Source organism: Mesoplasma syrphidae, from assembly GCF_002843565.1.
GTDB lineage: Bacteria > Bacillota_I > Bacilli_A > Mycoplasmatales > Mycoplasmataceae > Tullyiplasma > Tullyiplasma syrphidae.
This window is the reverse complement of sequence record NZ_CP025257.1, coordinates 143,960-161,006: the sequence shown is the minus strand read 5'-3', so window position 1 is coordinate 161,006 and position 17,047 is coordinate 143,960. Positions and strand designations below refer to the sequence as shown.

Below are 17,047 nucleotides of genomic sequence, written 5' to 3'. Positions count from 1 at the left end.
TCGTTTTGCCTTTTAAAAAGCAACAAATTAATCGGAAACCCGATTAATTAAATTTATATCTTATATTGTGTAATTACGAATTAGTATTTCGCTTAGCGATTGTTCTAAATGTAATTCTTCCACGTGTCATGTCGTATGGTGATATCACGACTGTTACCTTATCTCCAGGTAAGATGCGAATGTAATGCATTCGGATTTTACCTGACACGTGTGCATCGATAACTATGCCGTTTTCCAGTTGTACTTTGAATTGTGCACTAGGCAACACTTCAACAACCGTACCTTCAAATTCCATTTCTGCTTCTTTTGCCATATTAAATCTCCTAATCCTTATAACGAGTTAAAACTTCGCTACCACTATCAGTTACTAAAATAGTATGTTCAAAGTGTGCAGCCATACTGTGGTCTGCTGAATACACTGTTCATTTATCAGATGCAACCTTTGTCTTGAACGTTCCTATCTGAACCATTGGCTCAATAGCAATTACCATTCCCGGTTGCAATCTCATACCAGTGTCTGGAGTACCATAATTTGGTACGTATGGCTCTTCGTGCATTTCTGTACCAATTCCATGTCCAGTATAATCTCGAGGAACACCAAAGCCAAATGACTCAACATATTTTTGAATTGTTGATCCAATTGTTCCGATTCTTGTTCCCGGTTTTACTTGCGCGATTGCAAGTTCAAGAGATTTTTCAGTCACCTCTATAAGTATAGCATGTTTTTCATCTTTTGGGGTACCAACTATTTTAGTAAATGCAGAATCTGCATGATAACCTTGATAGACACAACCTGTATCTATACTAACAATATCACCATCTTCTAAAATTCTATCTTGAGGAATTCCGTGAACTAATTGATCATTAATTGAAATACAAATAGTTTTAGGAAAACCACCATAACCTTTAAAGTTTGAAGTGCATCCTTTTGCTAAAATAAATTTTTCGAATGCTTTATCAAGGTCCAAACAATTTATACCAACTTGACACATTTCTTTTAGCATCTGAACTGCTTCTGATAATACTTGTCCAGCAACACGCATTTTATTGATTTCTTCAAGTGTTTTAATAGTTACCATTATTAAATTAGTGCTTCTTCTATCATATTATAAACAATTTCACCATCTAGTTCAGCTGCCTCTTCAATATGAATAAATCCTGGTTTATTACTATAGAAATCAATTAACGGTTTTGTATCAGCTTCATATGTTTTTAAACGGACAGCTACTTTTTCTGGAGAATCGTCGGGGCGACGAACTAAAGCAGCTCCATCATTATCACAAATTCCTTCAACAAGGGGTTTGCGAGTTTCAATATGATAACTAACTTTGCATATTGGACAAATAATTCTTCCAGAAATTCTTTTTAATATAATTTCTTTAGCAACATCAATGTAAATTACTCTATCCATTTTAGAATCGACTTCAGCCAACATTTTTTCCAATTCTAAAGCTTGTTCCAAAGTTCTTGGAAAACCATCAAATATTAATTTATTACTGTTAGATTTCAAATAGTCTTTTACAATTGCATTAACAATCTTGTCAGGCACTAGTTTTCCTTCATTCATATATTTAGCACATTCCAATCCTAAACTAGTTTGATCTGTAATTTGTTTACGCATAAGATCTCCAGTTGAAAATTGTATATATCCCAAACGTGCTACTAATTTTTCAGCCTGTGTCCCTTTTCCCGAACCAGGTGCTCCTAATAACATTATATTCATTTTAAGTCCTTCTTCTATGATTCTCTCTCATGAATCTATATTACTATTTTAACTTTTATCTTAACTAAAAAAAGCTATATTAATAAAAATATTTTGATTATTATAATTATAAGGTAATGTCTTTTCAATATATTATAATTATAAATAACAACGGAGGTTTAAATGAAAATTCAAATCATTGGAGCTAGCGCAACTGGCAAAACTACTTTAGCTCAATATATTGCTGAAAAGCACAATATTAAATGAATTGATACTGATTCATATTATTGAAAATCCGGAACAAATGAAACTGTTAAAAATACTGTTGAAGAAAAAATTGCATTGTATAAGCAAGACACAGAAAATATTGATAGCTATATTGTAGCTGGCTCAACTTATAGCTGATATAAGGAAGGTTTTGCTGATGTTGATTTATTAGTCTTTTTATACCTTGATGAAGAAACTCGTATGCAGCGATTAATTGAACGGGAAATTGCTCGTTATGGAAAAGATGCTTTAGAGATTGACGAAAATGACAATTATACAAATGAATTTATTGAGTGATCTCGTAGATATTATACTAATTTGAATCCTAATGAAGGTGGAACTTATTTAGCACATACTAGAGAAATGAATAATAAGAAGTGTCAAGTATTGAAACTTAATTCAATAAGGGAAACCAAATATAAATATAAAAAAATAGCGAAAATATTGCAATGGTCTAAATAATACAAATGATAAACACTGCATAAAGTAGAGCAAAAAATAGCGAAAGCCAAGTATTTTCATAAAAAAAACGGCACGTGTGCCGTTTTTTTCTTTGTTAAATTAAATAAAGTCTTCTTATTTCTAAATATTTTCAAAGTTAATATATAAGAAATTATCTTAACTGTGTACTACTTACTTTGAACACTATCAGTTGAAACTTCAGTTTCAGCAACTTTTCATGCAGCTGTAAATGTTGTTTCTGATCCTTCTTTAAGAACATATCCATCTTTTGCTTTTACCACAATAGTAATTGTTTGTTCACTATTTGTTGGTTCACCAGCTAACTCTAATCCTTCAGCTAATGAAATTTGTTTTGCAGCAGCAATCGCAGCAGCAGCATCTTTAAATTTTTGATCTTTAACTTTAGCATCTAACGCACTTTGAACACTATCAGTTGAAACTTCAGTTTCAGCAACTTTTCATGCAGCTGTAAATGTTGTTTCTGATCCTTCTTTAAGAACATATCCATCTTTTGCTTTTACCACAATAGTAATTGTTTGTTCACTATTTGTTGGTTCACCAGCTAACTCTAATCCTTCAGCTAATGAAATTTGTTTTGCAGCAGCAATCGCAGCAGCAGCATCTTTAAATTTTTGATCTTTAACTTTAGCATCTAACGCACTTTGAACACTATCAGTTGAAACTTCAGTTTCAGCAACTTTTCATGCAGCTGTAAATGTTGTTTCTGATCCTTCTTTAAGAACATATCCATCTTTTGCTTTTACCACAATAGTAATTGTTTGTTCACTATTTGTTGGTTCACCAGCTAACTCTAATCCTTCAGCTAATGAAATTTGTTTTGCAGCAGCAATCGCAGCAGCAGCATCTTTAAATTTTTGATCTTTAACTTTAGCATCTAACGCACTTTGAACACTATCAGTTGAAACTTCAGTTTCAGCAACTTTTCATGCAGCTGTAAATGTTGTTTCTGATCCTTCTTTAAGAACATATCCATCTTTTGCTTTTACCACAATAGTAATTGTTTGTTCACTATTTGTTGGTTCACCAGCTAACTCTAATCCTTCAGCTAATGAAATTTGTTTTGCAGCAGCAATCGCAGCAGCAGCATCTTTAAATTTTTGATCTTTAACTTTAGCATCTAACGCACTTTGAACACTATCAGTTGAAACTTCAGTTTCAGCAACTTTTCATGCAGCTGTAAATGTTGTTTCTGATCCTTCTTTAAGAACATATCCATCTTTTGCTTTTACCACAATAGTAATTGTTTGTTCACTATTTGTTGGTTCACCAGCTAACTCTAATCCTTCAGCTAATGAAATTTGTTTTGCAGCAGCAATCGCAGCAGCAGCATCTTTAAATTTTTGATCTTTAACTTTAGCATCTAACGCACTTTGAACACTATCAGTTGAAACTTCAGTTTCAGCAACTTTTCATGCAGCTGTAAATGTTGTTTCTGATCCTTCTTTAAGAACATATCCATCTTTTGCTTTTACCACAATAGTAATTGTTTGTTCACTATTTGTTGGTTCACCAGCTAACTCTAATCCTTCAGCTAATGAAATTTGTTTTGCAGCAGCAATCGCAGCAGCAGCATCTTTAAATTTTTGATCTTTAACTTTAGCATCTAACGCACTTTGAACACTATCAGTTGAAACTTCAGTTTCAGCAACTTTTCATGCAGCTGTAAATGTTGTTTCTGATCCTTCTTTAAGAACATATCCATCTTTTGCTTTTACCACAATAGTAATTGTTTGTTCACTATTTGTTGGTTCACCAGCTAACTCTAATCCTTCAGCTAATGAAATTTGTTTTGCAGCAGCAATCGCAGCAGCAGCATCTTTAAATTCTTGATCTTTAACTTTAGCATCTAACGCACTTTGAACACTATCAGTTGAAACTTCAGTTTCAGCAACTTTTCATGCAGCTGTAAATGTTGTTTCTGATCCTTCTTTAAGAACATATCCATCTTTTGCTTTTACCACAATAGTAATTGTTTGTTCACTATTTGTTGGTTCACCAGCTAACTCTAATCCTTCAGCTAATGAAATTTGTTTTGCAGCAGCAATCGCAGCAGCAGCATCTGTAAATTCTTTATCTTTAATTTTAGCATCTAACGCAGTTTGAACATCATCAGTTGAAATTTTCTGTGTCTGACCTTTTTCCACAAATTTTTCTACCAAAGGAATCGGTGTTTTGTAACCTTTTGATGCAACAAATGCTACTCTAATGTTAGATGTTTTAACTTCAGTAACGATAGTTTTTTCAATTCCTTCTGGTTTATCCAATTTTTCAATTGCTTCTTTAGCTTTAGCAATACTTTCATGTTTGCCATTTGCTTCGGCTTTAACTAACTTTGCAAATTCACTAATATCTACTGTTTTATCCTTGTTTGGATTTCCACATGCAACAACAGCTGCTCCAGCTGTTGCTGTTAGTCCAACAGCACCTAATAGGGTTAATAACTTTTTCATTGTTCTTCCTCTTCTTTTTTTATCCTATTTATGTTAATATTCTCTCTTAAAAAAAAAAAAAAAAACAATAAGTTGTAGAATTTTCTACAATTTATTGTTTTTTTAAAAACTTTTTTTTGCTTTTTTAAGAATTTTTTAAAGATTCTATCAAATGCTTGTTGGGCGTCAAGTGTCATTTTCAATAGTAAATTTTTCTTTTTTCTTGTCAATGTATGCTTGTTGAATTAAACGACCCTTTAGTTGTTGCATTGTCTGAATGGCAACTGAAATACAAATGATTAATCCAGTCCCTCCAATTGCTAAATTAGATGGAAGAGAAGTTAACTTTGAAATAACATATGGTAGGATTGCAATTCCAGATAAGAATGTCGCTCCCAAAACTGATAAACGATTAATTGTTCCAGTTAAATATTTTTCAGTGTCTTTTCCTGGTTTGATTCCTGGAATAAAGGTTCCTGATTTTTGAAAGTTCTCAGCAATTTTTTCGGGGTTGATCTGCACTTGTGAATATAGGAAGGTAAAGAGAATAATCATTACCGCATATATACTAATTCCTCATCATGTATCAAATGATAAGAAATGATTGGCAAAGTAGACAAACCCGTTATTGCTAGTTCCTTTAGCATCAATAATTTGCGAAATTGTAATTGGTGTTGAAATAATTGCTGATGCAAAGATTACAGGAATAACTCCAGCATTGTTAATTTTTAATGGTAAGTATGGTGTATGATCTTTTGAATCAACTAATCCTGATCCAGTTTGTTGGATTGGAATTTTTCGCTCAGCTTCATTGGTCAGAACAATTGCAAAGATAACTAAGAAAAAGACTCCCACATAAATCATAAATTTTAAAATTCCATCAAATAAAATTGCTGCTTCTTCATCAGTGTTTGAAACTCAGAATTGGAATGTTGCTTTAAAGTTATTTGGCATTGTAGTGATAATTCCAATAAAAATAATAATTGAAACTCCATTACCAACTCCTCTAACTGTAATTTGATCAGCAATTCACAACATTAGAAATGATCCTGCCAACATAATTAATGGTACAAGTACATAATAAAAACCAGTAGATGCAACTGAGTTAGCGTCACTTCATCCAGGACTAATTAACCCTTTAGCTTGTAAAGTAAAGATTGTTGCTTCTCCTTGCATAATTGCAAATGGAATCATCAATATTTTGGTTAGTTTATCAAGTTTTTTACGACCACGTTCTCCTGATTTTGATCATCGTGATAAGACAGGTATAACATCTGTAGATAACAATTGTACGATAATTGAAGCAGTAATGTATGGTGAAACTCCCAATGCTAAAATTGAAAATTTACCAATACTTCCTCCTCCCAAAGTTGAAAGCAGTTGAAAAAATTGAATATCCGAAACTCCACTTGTGAAGCCTTCATTAATTTTTACCCCTGGAACAGTTATATAAATACCTACCCTTAAAATCAACAACACCAATAAAGTAAAAACGATTCTAAAAACCAAATCCTTATTTTTAGTAAAGAAATTAGTCCTTTCAAAATCGTTTTTTCCCTTAGATGCTTTAATGAAATTGGGCTTACGTTTTGTAGCTTTTTTCATTGCCATCTAAATCACCTCTGCAGTTCCCCCAAGTTTCTCAATTGCTTCTTTAGCTGCTTGAGAAATTTTGTTAACTTTGACATTAATAACTTTAGTCAAAGTTCCGTTTCCTAAAACTTTAACTAATTGTTTATCATTCTTAATAATTTTAGCACTAATTAGTGTTGAATGGTCAACAATTGTTAATCCTAATTTTTCTAAGTCTGACAAATTTAATAATACAAACTCTTTTTGATTACGTGAAGTAAATCCAATTTTAGGAAGTCTTCTGAATAAAGGAGTTTGCCCTCCTTCAAATCCTGGGCGTACTCCACCACCAGAACGTGAATTTTGTCCTTTGTGACCTCTAGTAGAAGTTTTACCTTTTCCAGAAGCCATTCCTCTACCTACACGAGTAGCATCTTTTTTACTACCTTCAGTATATTTTAATTCATGTAATTTCATAAATTGTGACTCCTTTCTTAAGCTGCTTTAGCTTCTTCTACTTTTGTATTTGTTGGGTTAGCTTTTTTAGGAGCTTTCCCATAACGTAATTCTTGTACTCGTTGAGCAGTTTGCATTTTTGTTAAACCGTCAAGAGTTGCACGAATCATGTTAATTGGAGTATTACGTCCTAATGATTTTGCATAAATATCTGCAATTCCTGCTAATTCAATAACAGCACGTGCAGGTCCCCCAGCAATAACTCCTGTTCCCTCTTTAGCTGGCTTAATTAATACTTTACCAGCTCCAAATGATCCTAAAACCTCATGCGGTACAGTTGTTCCTCTTAATGATACTGTCACAAGATTCTTACGAGCTTCTTTAATTGCCTTTTTAATTGCCTCAGGAACTTCGTTAGCTTTACCAGTTCCCATTCCAACTTGACCTTTTTTATTTCCAACCACAACTACGGCTGCAAATCTAAAGTGACGTCCACCTTTGGTAACTTTAGTAACACGTCTAATTGTTACTACTTTTTCTTCAAAGTCATCTTTCACTTTTTCAAAACGACGGTTGTTGTTTCTTGGTTTAGCATTTCTTCTATCGAATTTTTTTCCTTCTGGACGAGCATTAGGAGTTTCGACTGTTTTTGTAGCTGTTGCTGCTACTTCAATTGTTGTATTTTCTGTAGTCATATTTTTTCCGTGCCCTTTCTAGAATTTCAATCCATTTGCTCTTGCAGCTTCTGCAAAAGCTTTTACTTTACCATGGTATAAGTATCCACCACGATCGAAGACAACTTCTTCGATATTTTTTGATAATGCTAATTTTGTAATTTCCTCAGCAACTTTGATTGCTGCTTCAGCATTTGATTTAGAATTTAAATCCATTTTTAAAGTAGATGCTGATACAAGTGTAACTCCAGTTGTATCATCGATAATTTGAGCATAAAAGTTTGTGTTTGATTTGAATACATTTAGTCTTGGTCTTGAAGTAGTTCCAGAAATTTTGTTTCTTACTCGGAAGTGTCTTCTTTTTCTTGATTCTGCTTTTGTAAATTTCATATTTCTTTTCCTTTAAAGCGTTGGCTTATTTACCAGCTGCTTTTCCTTCTTTTCTAATAATGTATTCATCTTTGTAACGAACTCCTTTACCTTTGTATGGTTCTGGTTTTCTGTATGCTCTAATGTTTGCTGCTACTTCACCAACTAATTGTTTATCAATCCCTGAAATGATAACTTCAGTTGGTTTTGGAACTTCAACTGTAATTCCTTCAGGAATTGTATAGTTTACTGGGTGTGAGAATCCTAAAGCTAAGTTTAAGTTATTACCATTTAAAGCAGCTTTATATCCAACTCCGATAATTTGTAATTCTTTTTTAAATCCTTCACTTACCCCAGTTAACATTCCTTGCAGTAATGAGTTTGTTGTTCCATGCAATTGTTTCGTATGTTTTGCTTCGTTTGCTCTAGTTGTTGTTACATTTCCGTCTTCAACATTAATTGTAATAACTTTAGCAAATTTTTGAACTAATGTTCCTTTTGAGCCCTTAATTGTTACTGTGTTATCGTCTGCTATTGTAATTTCAACACCGGCAGGGATTGCTAATATTCTGTTTCCTATACGTGACATTAATTACTTCCTCCCTTTTCTATCAAATAAACGCTAACACTTCTCCACCAACTTGGGTTGAGCGTGCTTGTTTATCTGTCATGATTCCTTTTGATGTTGATACTACTGCGATTCCTAATCCATTTAATACTTGTGGGATTTCATTTGCTGGTGCATAAACTCTTAATCCTGGTTTTGAGATCTTTTTAAGTCCTTGAATAACTCTTGTTTTACCTTGATATTTTAATGTTATAGTAATAGTTTTTTTAGCTTCACCCTCAACGATGAAATCTGAAATGAACCCTTCTTCTTTTAAAATTCTTGCGATTTCTAGCTTCATTTTGCTTCCTGGCATACTTACAGTTTTTAAGTATCTTTGGTTAGCATTACGAATTCTAGTAAGCATATCTGCAATTACGTCTGTAGTCATATTTCTCTATTTCCTTTTCTATAAATTATCAAGATGCTTTTCTAATACCAGGGATTTGACCTTCATATGCATATTTTCTAAAGCATAGACGGCAAATTCCAAATTTTTTCAGCACAGCATGTGGTCTACCACATTGGTTACAACGAGTGTAACTTCTAACACCAAACTTTTGGTGTTTAGCTTGTTTAACTTTTAATGATTTTTTAGCCATTTTTCTCTATCCCCCTGTATTATTTCTGGAAAGGCATTCCGAATTTTTCAAGTAATGCGAAAGCCTCTTCATTTGTTTTAGCAGTTGTTACGACAGTAATATCCATTCCACGAAGTTTTTGAACTTTATCATAATCAATTTCAGGGAAAATGATTTGTTCTTTAATTCCTAGAGTGTAGTTTCCAAATCCATCGAATGATGTTTTTGAAACCCCTTTGAAGTCACGCACACGTGGCAATGAAACGTTAACTAAACGGTCTAAGAAATCATACATTCTTTTCCCTCTTAGAGTAACTTTTGTACCAATTGGCATTCCTTCTCTTAATTTAAATACAGCTAAAGATTTTTTAGCTTTTGTAACCAATGGTCTTTGACCAGCGATTAATTCTAGTTCAGCAACTGCCATATCTAATTTCTTAGGATCTGTTGTTGCTTCTCCGACTCCCATATTAATAACAATTTTTGTTAATTTGGGAACTTGCATTACTGATTTATATTCTTGCTCTTTAAATAAAGCAGGAACAATTTCAGCAGTATATTTAGTTTGTAATCTTGATTTCATATTTCTTTATGTTCCTTTCTTATTTAACAGCTTTAATGTGTTGCTGAGATTTTCTCGCTACACGAACTTTTTTTCCATCAACAATTTCATAACCTATTTTTGTTGTTAAGTCCTTTGTTTTTGGATCTTGTAATGCTACGTTTGAAATATTAATTTTAGCAGGAATTTCTTTAATTCCTCCTTCAGTATCAGTTTGTGAAGGTTTAACATGTTTTAAAACATTAATTCCTTGAACTGAAACTCATTTTTTGTCTTTAGTAATGTGAGTGATTGGTCCTACTTCACCTTTGTGTGAACCAGCGATAATTTTAACAACATCACCTTTTAAGATTTTTGATTTAGTCATATTCTGGTTCCTCCTATAATACTTCTGGAGCTAGAGATGCAATTTTTACAAATCCAGCGTCTTTAATTTCACGTGCAATTGGACCGAAAATACGTGTTCCACGTGGGTTTTTATCATCTTTTACTAACACAACAGCGTTTTCTGAGAATTTGATATATGTTCCATCTTCTCTTCTTAACTCACGTTTTGTTCTAACAATAACAGCTTTAACAACTTGACCTTTTTTAACAGCTCCTCCAGGAGCAGCAGCGATAACTGAACAAACAACAATGTCACCAATACCAGTGAATTTTCTCACTGATCCACCTAAATTACGAATTACACGAACTTCTTTAGCACCTGAGTTGTCAGCTACTTTTAATACGGATAAGTTTTGAATCATAAATTTACTTCCTTATCTTTCTATTAAAGAACAGCTTTTTCGACAACTTTAACTAATCTAAAGTTTTTAGTTGCTGATAAAGGACGTGTTTCCATAATTTCAACTTTATCTCCCATACGAGCGATTTGTTGTTCATCGTGTGCTTTATATTTTTTTGAATATTTAACACGTTTTTTATAAATTGGGTGGTTTTTGTATGTTTCAACTAAGACAGTAATAGTTTTATCCATTTTATCAGATACTACTTTACCAACTAGTACTTTACGGCTATTTCTTTCCATTATTCTGCGTCTCCTTCTGCTTCGGCTGCATTTGCCATTGCAGCAGCGATTGAATCTTCATCAACTGAAGTTCCAAATTGTTCTGCTTGCATGTCTTCGATCATTTTACGTTGTTTAGCTCTTACTTCTTTTCCTGATTTTTCGGCTTCAGCAACTGCTTGACCATAATCAGCTTTAATAGTTTGATTTGTATTTTCACCTGCTAGGCGTTTTTCAGATAATACTAATTCAATTCTTGCAATTTCTTTTTTAATTTCTTTAATACGGTGAGTTTGTTCTAAACTCCCAACTGCTGCTTGAAATTTTAGGGCAAATAATTCTGCTCTTTTTCCTTCACCAGTTTTGATTAGTTCTTCAACAGATAAATTTCTTAAATCTGTGATTTGATTTGATTTACCCATTATTCTTCACCTCTTTTAACAAATTTACAACGAATTGGTAGTTTGTGCATTGCTAATCTTAACGCCTCACGTGCTGTTTCTTCACTTACTCCAGCAATTTCGAACATTACTGTTCCTGTTTTTACAACTGCTACTCATTTTTCAGGGTTCCCTTTTCCAGATCCCATTCTAACTTCAGCAGGTTTTTTTGTCATTGACATATGTGGAAATATTCTCATTCAGATTTTTCCATCACGTTTCATAAAACGAGTCATCGCAATACGCGCAGCTTCGATTTGGTGGTTGTCAATTCAAGCACCATCCAATGCCATTAATCCAAATTCACCAAAGTTGATTTCTTTTGCCCCTTTAGCTTTTCCTTCATAACTAACTCTATGAGGTTTACGATATTTAGTTCTTTTTGGCATTAACATAATTATCTTTTACCTCCTTTGTTGTATCTAGGTCTTTCCATAACTCTATCGTAGTTGTGGTTGTTTCCTAAAACTTCTCCGTGGTTAATTCAAACTTTAACTCCGATTTGACCATATGTAGTTGCAGCTTCATACAATGCGTAATCAATGTTTGATCTTAATGTTGATAATGGAACTGATCCCTCTAAGTAACCTTCAGTACGAGCCATTTCAACTCCTCCTAAACGTCCACTTACGGATGTTTTGATTCCTTTAACACCAGCTTTTAATGCTTTTCTAATAGCTAATTTTTGAACTGTTCTAAATGAAGCACGGTTTGTGATTTGTTCTCCAATTCAACGAGCTACCAATGTTGCATCAGTATCTGGATTTTTAATTTCAATAACTTTTACATTAACAACTAAGTTTTTGTCTTTAACTGTTTTTTTCACAGCCAAAGTAATATTTTGAATATTTTTACCTTCTGCTCCTAAAACAATCGCTGGACGAGCAGTTTTAATGATTAAAGTTAAATCTGCTGAAGTTCTTTCAATATCAACTTTTGCAACTGCTGCATCTTTTAATAATTTTAAAACTGTTTCACGGATTTTAATATCTTGATTTAATCAAGTTACATATTGTCCTTTTTCAGCATATCATCTATTTTCTCAATCTCTAACGATTCCTAAACGTAAAACGTTTGGTGATACTTTTTGTCCCATAATTCTGCTCCTTCCTAGTTTCTAACATCACTTACAATTAATGTAATGTGACTTGTTCTTTTTAAAATTTCGTATGCTCTACCGTGAGCTCTTGGTCTAAAACGTTTTAAAGTTGGACCCTCATTTACGTAAACTGTTTTAACAAACAATTTATCAGCTTCCATTCCGTTGTTATTAACAGCGTTTGCAATAGCTGAATTTAATAATTTTAAAATTGGCTCAGCTGAAACTTTATCTAAGTTTTGTAAAACTGCTACAGCTTGTGCCACTGATTTATTTCTGATTGTATCGACAACTAGTCTAACTTTTCTAGGTGAGATACGAATCATATTTAATTGTGCTTTTGCTTCCATGATTTATTTCCTATCTCTTCCTATTTTTTCTTGTCATCGCCGTGACCACCGAATTTACGAGTTGGAGCAAATTCACCTAATTTGTGTCCAACCATATCTTCAGTCACGTATACTGGAATAAATTCTTTTCCATTGTACACACCGAAAGTTCTTCCGATGAATTCAGGGAAAATAGTTGATCTACGTGATCAAGTTTTAATAACTTCATTTTTCCCCATTGTTTCCACTTTTTTAAATAAGTGTTCATCAACAAAAGGTCCTTTTTTTAATGATCTTGCCATATCTTCTTTTCCCCTTTCCTATTTAGTACGTCTTCTTACGATTAATTTTGTACTTGCTTTTTTCTTGTTACGAGTTTTAACTCCCAATGCAGTTTTTCCTCATGGAGTTACTGGGTTCTTACGTCCAATTGGTGTACGTCCTTCTCCCCCTCCGTGTGGGTGGTCATTCGGGTTCATAACTGATCCACGAACAGTTGGACGGATACCTCTTCAACGGTTACGTCCAGCTTTACCTCAATTGATCAAGTTGTATTCTTCGTTACCAACTTCTCCAATTGTTGCAAAACATTCAGCTAAAACTTTTCTAACTTCTCCTGATGCTAAACGCAAAGTAACATACTTACCTTCATCGTCTTTACCAAGAATTTGAACTTTTGATCCCGCAGAACGAGCCATTTGTCCACCCTTACCAGGTTTTAACTCCACATTGTGAACTAAAGTTCCTTCAGGAATGTTTTTTAATGGTGCAGCATTACCAATTTTAATATCAGCATTTTCTGATGCCACAATTTTCATTCCTACTTCCATTCCTTTAGCAAATAAGATGTAACGTTTTTCTCCGTCCATATATTTTACTAATGAAATGAATGCGTTTCTATTTGGATCGTATTCAATAGTTGCGATTGTTCCAACTACATCTAATTTATTTCTTTTGAAATCAATAATACGGTATTTACGTTTGTGTCCTCCACCCTTGTGGCGAGTTGTAATTACTCCGCGGTTATTTCTTCCGGCTTTTTGGCTTAATGAACTAACTAATGATTTTTCAGGTGTATCTGTTGTTAAGATTTTGCTGTAATCAATAGTTGTCATATTTCTACGACCATTTGTCGTAGGCTTATACTTTTTAATTGCCATATTTATCCCTTTCTATAGCTTTTTAACGATTATGCTTACAATAATTTACCTTGGGAAGGTTTTTCTATAAGTCATTTAATACGTCTAATGTTTGACCTTCTTTTAAAGTGATAATTGCTTTTTTGTAAGCGTTTGTTTTACCTACAAATTTACCCATTCTTTTTTCTTTTCCATCACAATTCATAGTTCTTACTGATGCAACTTGTGTTTGGAAAATTTCTTCAAAAGTTTTTTTAATTGTTACTTTGTTAGCTTTTTTATCAACGATGAATGTATATACACCATTAGCATGACCAACAAAAGATTTTTCAGTTAAAATTGGTTTTTTAATTACTTCTGTTAAATGCATTATGCGTATACCCCCTCAACTGCTAAAGCAGCTTCTTCTGTCATTACTAATTTATTAGCATTTAGAATATCAAACATGTTAATTTGGTTAGCAGGTAATGTTTTAAGTTTGCTAATGTTATTTGCAGATTTGATTACTAACATTTCTTTTTCTTTAGTAATAATTAATGTTTTTTGGTTGTCAATTTTTAGGTTTTTCATAACTTCTAACATTTCCTTAGTAGATGGTTTTGAAAATTCAAATTTATCGACGATTACAAGATTGCTTTCTTTAGCTTTTAAAGATAAAGCCGATCTGAAAGCTAATGCTTTAACTTTTTTGTTTACAGATTTTTTGTAGTTAATGTCTGGTGTTGGCCCAAACGCAACCCCTCCACCTCTTCATTGAGGTGCTCTGATTGATCCTTGACGAGCACGACCTGTACCTTTTTGTTTTCAAGGTTTACGTCCCCCTCCTGAAACTTCAGCACGAGTTTTTGTTTTCTTTGTTCCTTGTCTTAATGCAGCTTGTTGTGATACTACCGTATCGTAAATTGCTTGTTGGTGAGGTTCAATTCCTCAAACATTGTCATTTAAAGTGATGTCTTTTACTTCAGCACCTTTAACGTTTAATACTTTTAAGTTCATTTGGCCCTCTCCTATGCTTCTTCAGCTACTGTTTCAACTACTGGAGTTTCAACCTTAGCATTTCTGTTTAATAATGTAGCTGCTGTTAAAGCTTTTAACCCTTTAACGTTTTGTTTGATTTGAACAAATTGGTTTTTTGGTCCTGGAATTGATCCTTTGATTAACATTAAGTTGTTTAATGAATCAATTGCTACAACTTCTAAGTTCTGAATTGTAACTTTTTGGTGTCCCATGTGACCAGCCATTTTTTTAGATTTGAAGATACGGTTAATAATTGCACCCATTGATCCAATACCACGGTGGTACCCTGATCCGTGTCCCATTGGTCCACGTGAATAATTATGTCTCTTGATTGCTCCTGCAAATCCTTTTCCTTTTGATATACCTGTAACGTCAACGTATTCACCAGAAGTGAAGATATCTTCGGCTTTAATTTCTTGACCGAATGTGAAACCTTCCATGTTTCTGATTTCTTTTACGAAGCGCTTAGGTGCTGAACCAGCTTTTTTAAAGTGTCCTGTTTCAGGTTTATTTACTAAATTAGTTCTTTTGTCTTGAACTCCTAATTGAGTTGCAACGTAACCGTCTGACCCTAAAGATTTAACTTGTAAAACTGTATTTGGTAAAACTTCAACTACTGTAACTGGAACTAATTTCCCGTTTTCAGTAAAGATTTGTGTCATTTCTACCTTACGTCCTAAGATTCCTTTCATCTTAATTTCCTCCTAATTTTTGATAACCATGTATATCTTGGTTTTGTATTTTGTGTTTGTTTTTAATTGTTTTTTAAGAATTAGTGATTATTAAAGTTTAATTTCAATATCAACACCACTTGGTAGTTTTACTCTTTTTAAAACATCCATTGTTGTAGGTGTTGGATTTAAAATTTCTAATAATCTTTTGTGAGTTCTCATTTCGAATTGTTCACGAGCATCTTTGTACTTATGAACAGCTCTAAGAATTGTAATGATTTGCTTATCTGTTGGTAAAGGAATTGGCCCTCTAACTTTGGCTCCAGTTCCTTCAGCAGCTTCGATGATCTTTAAAATGCTTTGATCCACGATTGCGTGGTCATAACCTTTAAGTTTGATTTTCATTTTTTGTTCTGCCATGCTAACCTCCTATTTTAATTTTTCTTGACAACTCTTTCCAGAGTGTTGTAATTGCGCACACAAAATATACATGCAAGGTTAATTATACTCATAAATTGACTAGAATAAAAGAGTCTTTTTTAAAAAAAATAAATAAAAAAATAATGACGTTTTTTGTCATTATTTTGTTTGTTTTTTATAGCGAACCAGAACACTATCAAAAAGTTCTTGTTCTTCTTGATTGGTTACATAACTTTGAAACTTTGTGACGACTTCTTCTTGTTCTAATATAAAATTTAAATAATTTAATTTTAAATTTCGAAAGCTTGATTCTAGTTTTTCTATCCCATTTTTAAAATCTGTATTTTCAAAAATATCTTTAATTCCTTTTAATAAATATTTTTTATCATTGGAAATATTATATAAGTGCCAAAATAAATTTTTATCATCAAGATATTTTTCAATAGTTGCAGAAATTTTTATCAATATTTCTTGAGCCAGTTTTTGATTTTCAAAATAAAACTCGCTTTTAATATTGTGGTTTCATTCTAACTCAGTGTTAATATAAAAAGTATTATTATTAAGATCTACATAATCAATTAGTGACAAAACTTCATATTCTAGTTCATGAGCAGGAATATGATAAATTCTCTGATTTTTATTTGTAATTTCTAAATAAAATTTATCATCTAAGATAAATAAGTCTTTAAAACGATACTTTGTTAAATTCATTGTTTTAGTAACTAAGTTACGCTGCAAACTAAAATTGCGTTTATTATGTTTAAGATTTTGCAAATTATAGGTCTCAACAATTTCATTAGTGATTGGTTTAATAACATCAATATGCTTATTGCGATTTTTAAATTTAAAAATATTTTTCATAAATTCTTTTTTAAAACGAGTTTGCTCTAAAATTTTTTGAAAGAAAAAAGTTTTTGTCAATAATTTTATATCTTGGATATTAAAGTCTAAATAAATATCAAAGTCAATCATATAATATCCAGTTTGAATGCAATTAGTAATTTCGGAGTTTGCAAAAAATTTTAAAGCCCGATTTCAGTTTGCACTTACAAATGCTAAATCTAAAATTGATTGAGGAACATTTTCATAAATTTCATCACCAATTAGATAAACATTACTTTCACTTGTTTGCAACACTTTAATCTCAATTAAGACTGATTGATGATCAAAATAAAACATTGCGATCCTTTCTACAAAAAACTTGTGAGAAGTCTCACAAGT

Annotated in this window: 27 protein-coding genes; 1 reads left to right on the top strand and 26 read right to left on the bottom strand. The window is 32.5% G+C overall.

The window, feature by feature from the left end; translation table 4 throughout:
- Window positions 1-73: 73 nt before the first annotated feature.
- From infA to CXP39_RS00680, 3 genes are read right to left on the bottom strand one after another with little or no spacing between them, the layout of a single operon-like run.
- Window positions 74-313 (bottom strand): translation initiation factor IF-1, encoded by a 240-nt coding sequence (gene infA / locus CXP39_RS00690; RefSeq protein WP_027048432.1) that lies wholly within the window; start codon window positions 311-313, stop codon window positions 74-76.
- A gap of 10 nt (window positions 314-323) precedes the next feature.
- Complete coding sequence (map, locus tag CXP39_RS00685) at window positions 324-1,079, bottom strand: type I methionyl aminopeptidase (protein WP_027048431.1); 756 nt, start codon at window positions 1,077-1,079, stop codon at window positions 324-326.
- A 2-nt stretch (window positions 1,080-1,081) separates the two neighbouring features.
- Complete coding sequence (locus CXP39_RS00680; RefSeq protein ID WP_027048430.1) at window positions 1,082-1,723, bottom strand: adenylate kinase; 642 nt, start codon at window positions 1,721-1,723, stop codon at window positions 1,082-1,084.
- A gap of 162 nt (window positions 1,724-1,885) precedes the next feature.
- On the opposite strand from CXP39_RS00680, the gene CXP39_RS00675 reads away from it, so the two are divergent.
- On the top strand, window positions 1,886-2,431 hold the full coding sequence (locus CXP39_RS00675) for an AAA family ATPase (protein WP_027048429.1): 546 nt from the start codon (window positions 1,886-1,888) through the stop codon (window positions 2,429-2,431).
- A 167-nt stretch (window positions 2,432-2,598) separates the two neighbouring features.
- Here CXP39_RS00675 and CXP39_RS00670 read toward each other — a convergent pair whose 3' ends face one another.
- From CXP39_RS00670 to CXP39_RS00560, 23 genes are all read right to left on the bottom strand, one after another.
- Entirely contained in the window at window positions 2,599-4,902 is a 2,304-nt protein-coding gene (locus tag CXP39_RS00670; RefSeq protein ID WP_101305113.1) for a lipoprotein, read from the bottom strand.
- Window positions 4,903-5,046: 144 nt separating this feature from the next.
- On the bottom strand, window positions 5,047-6,492 hold the full coding sequence (gene secY, locus CXP39_RS00665) for a preprotein translocase subunit SecY (RefSeq protein WP_027048427.1): 1,446 nt from the start codon (window positions 6,490-6,492) through the stop codon (window positions 5,047-5,049).
- A complete protein-coding gene (gene rplO / locus CXP39_RS00660; protein ID WP_027048426.1) occupies window positions 6,493-6,930 on the bottom strand; it encodes a 50S ribosomal protein L15 in 438 nt (145 codons plus the stop codon).
- A 17-nt stretch (window positions 6,931-6,947) separates the two neighbouring features.
- Window positions 6,948-7,604: a 30S ribosomal protein S5 gene (rpsE, locus tag CXP39_RS00655; RefSeq protein WP_084497587.1), complete on the bottom strand. Its 657-nt coding sequence runs from the start codon at window positions 7,602-7,604 to the stop codon at window positions 6,948-6,950.
- A gap of 18 nt (window positions 7,605-7,622) precedes the next feature.
- Window positions 7,623-7,973 (bottom strand): 50S ribosomal protein L18, encoded by a 351-nt coding sequence (rplR, locus tag CXP39_RS00650; protein ID WP_027048425.1) that lies wholly within the window; start codon window positions 7,971-7,973, stop codon window positions 7,623-7,625.
- Between the two features lie 25 nt (window positions 7,974-7,998).
- The gene (gene rplF, locus CXP39_RS00645) at window positions 7,999-8,541 is read right to left on the bottom strand and encodes a 50S ribosomal protein L6 (protein WP_027048424.1); all 543 of its coding nucleotides are present in this window, start codon (window positions 8,539-8,541) and stop codon (window positions 7,999-8,001) included.
- 19 nt (window positions 8,542-8,560) lie between these two features.
- A complete protein-coding gene (gene rpsH / locus CXP39_RS00640) occupies window positions 8,561-8,950 on the bottom strand; it encodes a 30S ribosomal protein S8 (protein ID WP_027048423.1) in 390 nt (129 codons plus the stop codon).
- 25 nt (window positions 8,951-8,975) lie between these two features.
- Window positions 8,976-9,161: a type Z 30S ribosomal protein S14 gene (locus CXP39_RS00635; protein WP_027048422.1), complete on the bottom strand. Its 186-nt coding sequence runs from the start codon at window positions 9,159-9,161 to the stop codon at window positions 8,976-8,978.
- A gap of 19 nt (window positions 9,162-9,180) precedes the next feature.
- Entirely contained in the window at window positions 9,181-9,723 is a 543-nt protein-coding gene (gene rplE, locus CXP39_RS00630) for a 50S ribosomal protein L5 (RefSeq protein WP_027048421.1), read from the bottom strand.
- 19 nt (window positions 9,724-9,742) lie between these two features.
- Window positions 9,743-10,069 carry a 50S ribosomal protein L24 gene (rplX, locus tag CXP39_RS00625; protein WP_027048420.1) on the bottom strand — a complete coding sequence of 109 codons (327 nt, stop codon included), beginning with the start codon at window positions 10,067-10,069 and terminating at the stop codon, window positions 9,743-9,745.
- Between the two features lie 13 nt (window positions 10,070-10,082).
- Complete coding sequence (rplN, locus tag CXP39_RS00620) at window positions 10,083-10,451, bottom strand: 50S ribosomal protein L14 (RefSeq protein WP_027048419.1); 369 nt, start codon at window positions 10,449-10,451, stop codon at window positions 10,083-10,085.
- 23 nt (window positions 10,452-10,474) lie between these two features.
- The gene (rpsQ, locus tag CXP39_RS00615) at window positions 10,475-10,735 is read right to left on the bottom strand and encodes a 30S ribosomal protein S17 (RefSeq protein WP_084340193.1); all 261 of its coding nucleotides are present in this window, start codon (window positions 10,733-10,735) and stop codon (window positions 10,475-10,477) included.
- Complete coding sequence (rpmC, locus tag CXP39_RS04095; RefSeq protein WP_027048417.1) at window positions 10,732-11,133, bottom strand: 50S ribosomal protein L29; 402 nt, start codon at window positions 11,131-11,133, stop codon at window positions 10,732-10,734. Before rpmC ends, rpsQ begins: the two co-directional genes overlap by 4 nt.
- Window positions 11,133-11,546 (bottom strand): 50S ribosomal protein L16, encoded by a 414-nt coding sequence (gene rplP, locus CXP39_RS00605; RefSeq protein WP_027048416.1) that lies wholly within the window; start codon window positions 11,544-11,546, stop codon window positions 11,133-11,135. Before rplP ends, rpmC begins: the two co-directional genes overlap by 1 nt.
- A 2-nt stretch (window positions 11,547-11,548) precedes the next feature.
- On the bottom strand, window positions 11,549-12,247 hold the full coding sequence (rpsC, locus tag CXP39_RS00600) for a 30S ribosomal protein S3 (RefSeq protein WP_027048415.1): 699 nt from the start codon (window positions 12,245-12,247) through the stop codon (window positions 11,549-11,551).
- 14 nt (window positions 12,248-12,261) lie between these two features.
- On the bottom strand, window positions 12,262-12,600 hold the full coding sequence (gene rplV / locus CXP39_RS00595; protein WP_027048414.1) for a 50S ribosomal protein L22: 339 nt from the start codon (window positions 12,598-12,600) through the stop codon (window positions 12,262-12,264).
- Between the two features lie 20 nt (window positions 12,601-12,620).
- On the bottom strand, window positions 12,621-12,881 hold the full coding sequence (rpsS, locus tag CXP39_RS00590) for a 30S ribosomal protein S19 (RefSeq protein WP_027048413.1): 261 nt from the start codon (window positions 12,879-12,881) through the stop codon (window positions 12,621-12,623).
- 18 nt (window positions 12,882-12,899) lie between these two features.
- Window positions 12,900-13,739, bottom strand: coding sequence for a 50S ribosomal protein L2 (gene rplB / locus CXP39_RS00585; protein WP_027048412.1), 840 nt, complete (start codon window positions 13,737-13,739; stop codon window positions 12,900-12,902).
- Between the two features lie 64 nt (window positions 13,740-13,803).
- Entirely contained in the window at window positions 13,804-14,088 is a 285-nt protein-coding gene (gene rplW / locus CXP39_RS00580) for a 50S ribosomal protein L23 (RefSeq protein WP_027048411.1), read from the bottom strand.
- Window positions 14,088-14,714: a 50S ribosomal protein L4 gene (rplD, locus tag CXP39_RS00575; RefSeq protein ID WP_027048410.1), complete on the bottom strand. Its 627-nt coding sequence runs from the start codon at window positions 14,712-14,714 to the stop codon at window positions 14,088-14,090. Before rplD ends, rplW begins: the two co-directional genes overlap by 1 nt.
- A gap of 11 nt (window positions 14,715-14,725) precedes the next feature.
- Window positions 14,726-15,427, bottom strand: a complete 702-nt coding sequence (gene rplC / locus CXP39_RS00570; protein WP_027048409.1) for a 50S ribosomal protein L3 — start codon at window positions 15,425-15,427, stop codon at window positions 14,726-14,728.
- 90 nt (window positions 15,428-15,517) lie between these two features.
- Window positions 15,518-15,826, bottom strand: coding sequence for a 30S ribosomal protein S10 (rpsJ, locus tag CXP39_RS00565; RefSeq protein ID WP_027048408.1), 309 nt, complete (start codon window positions 15,824-15,826; stop codon window positions 15,518-15,520).
- A gap of 159 nt (window positions 15,827-15,985) precedes the next feature.
- The gene (locus CXP39_RS00560) at window positions 15,986-17,005 is read right to left on the bottom strand and encodes a hypothetical protein (protein ID WP_027048407.1); all 1,020 of its coding nucleotides are present in this window, start codon (window positions 17,003-17,005) and stop codon (window positions 15,986-15,988) included.
- Between the last annotated feature and the right edge of the window lie 42 nt (window positions 17,006-17,047).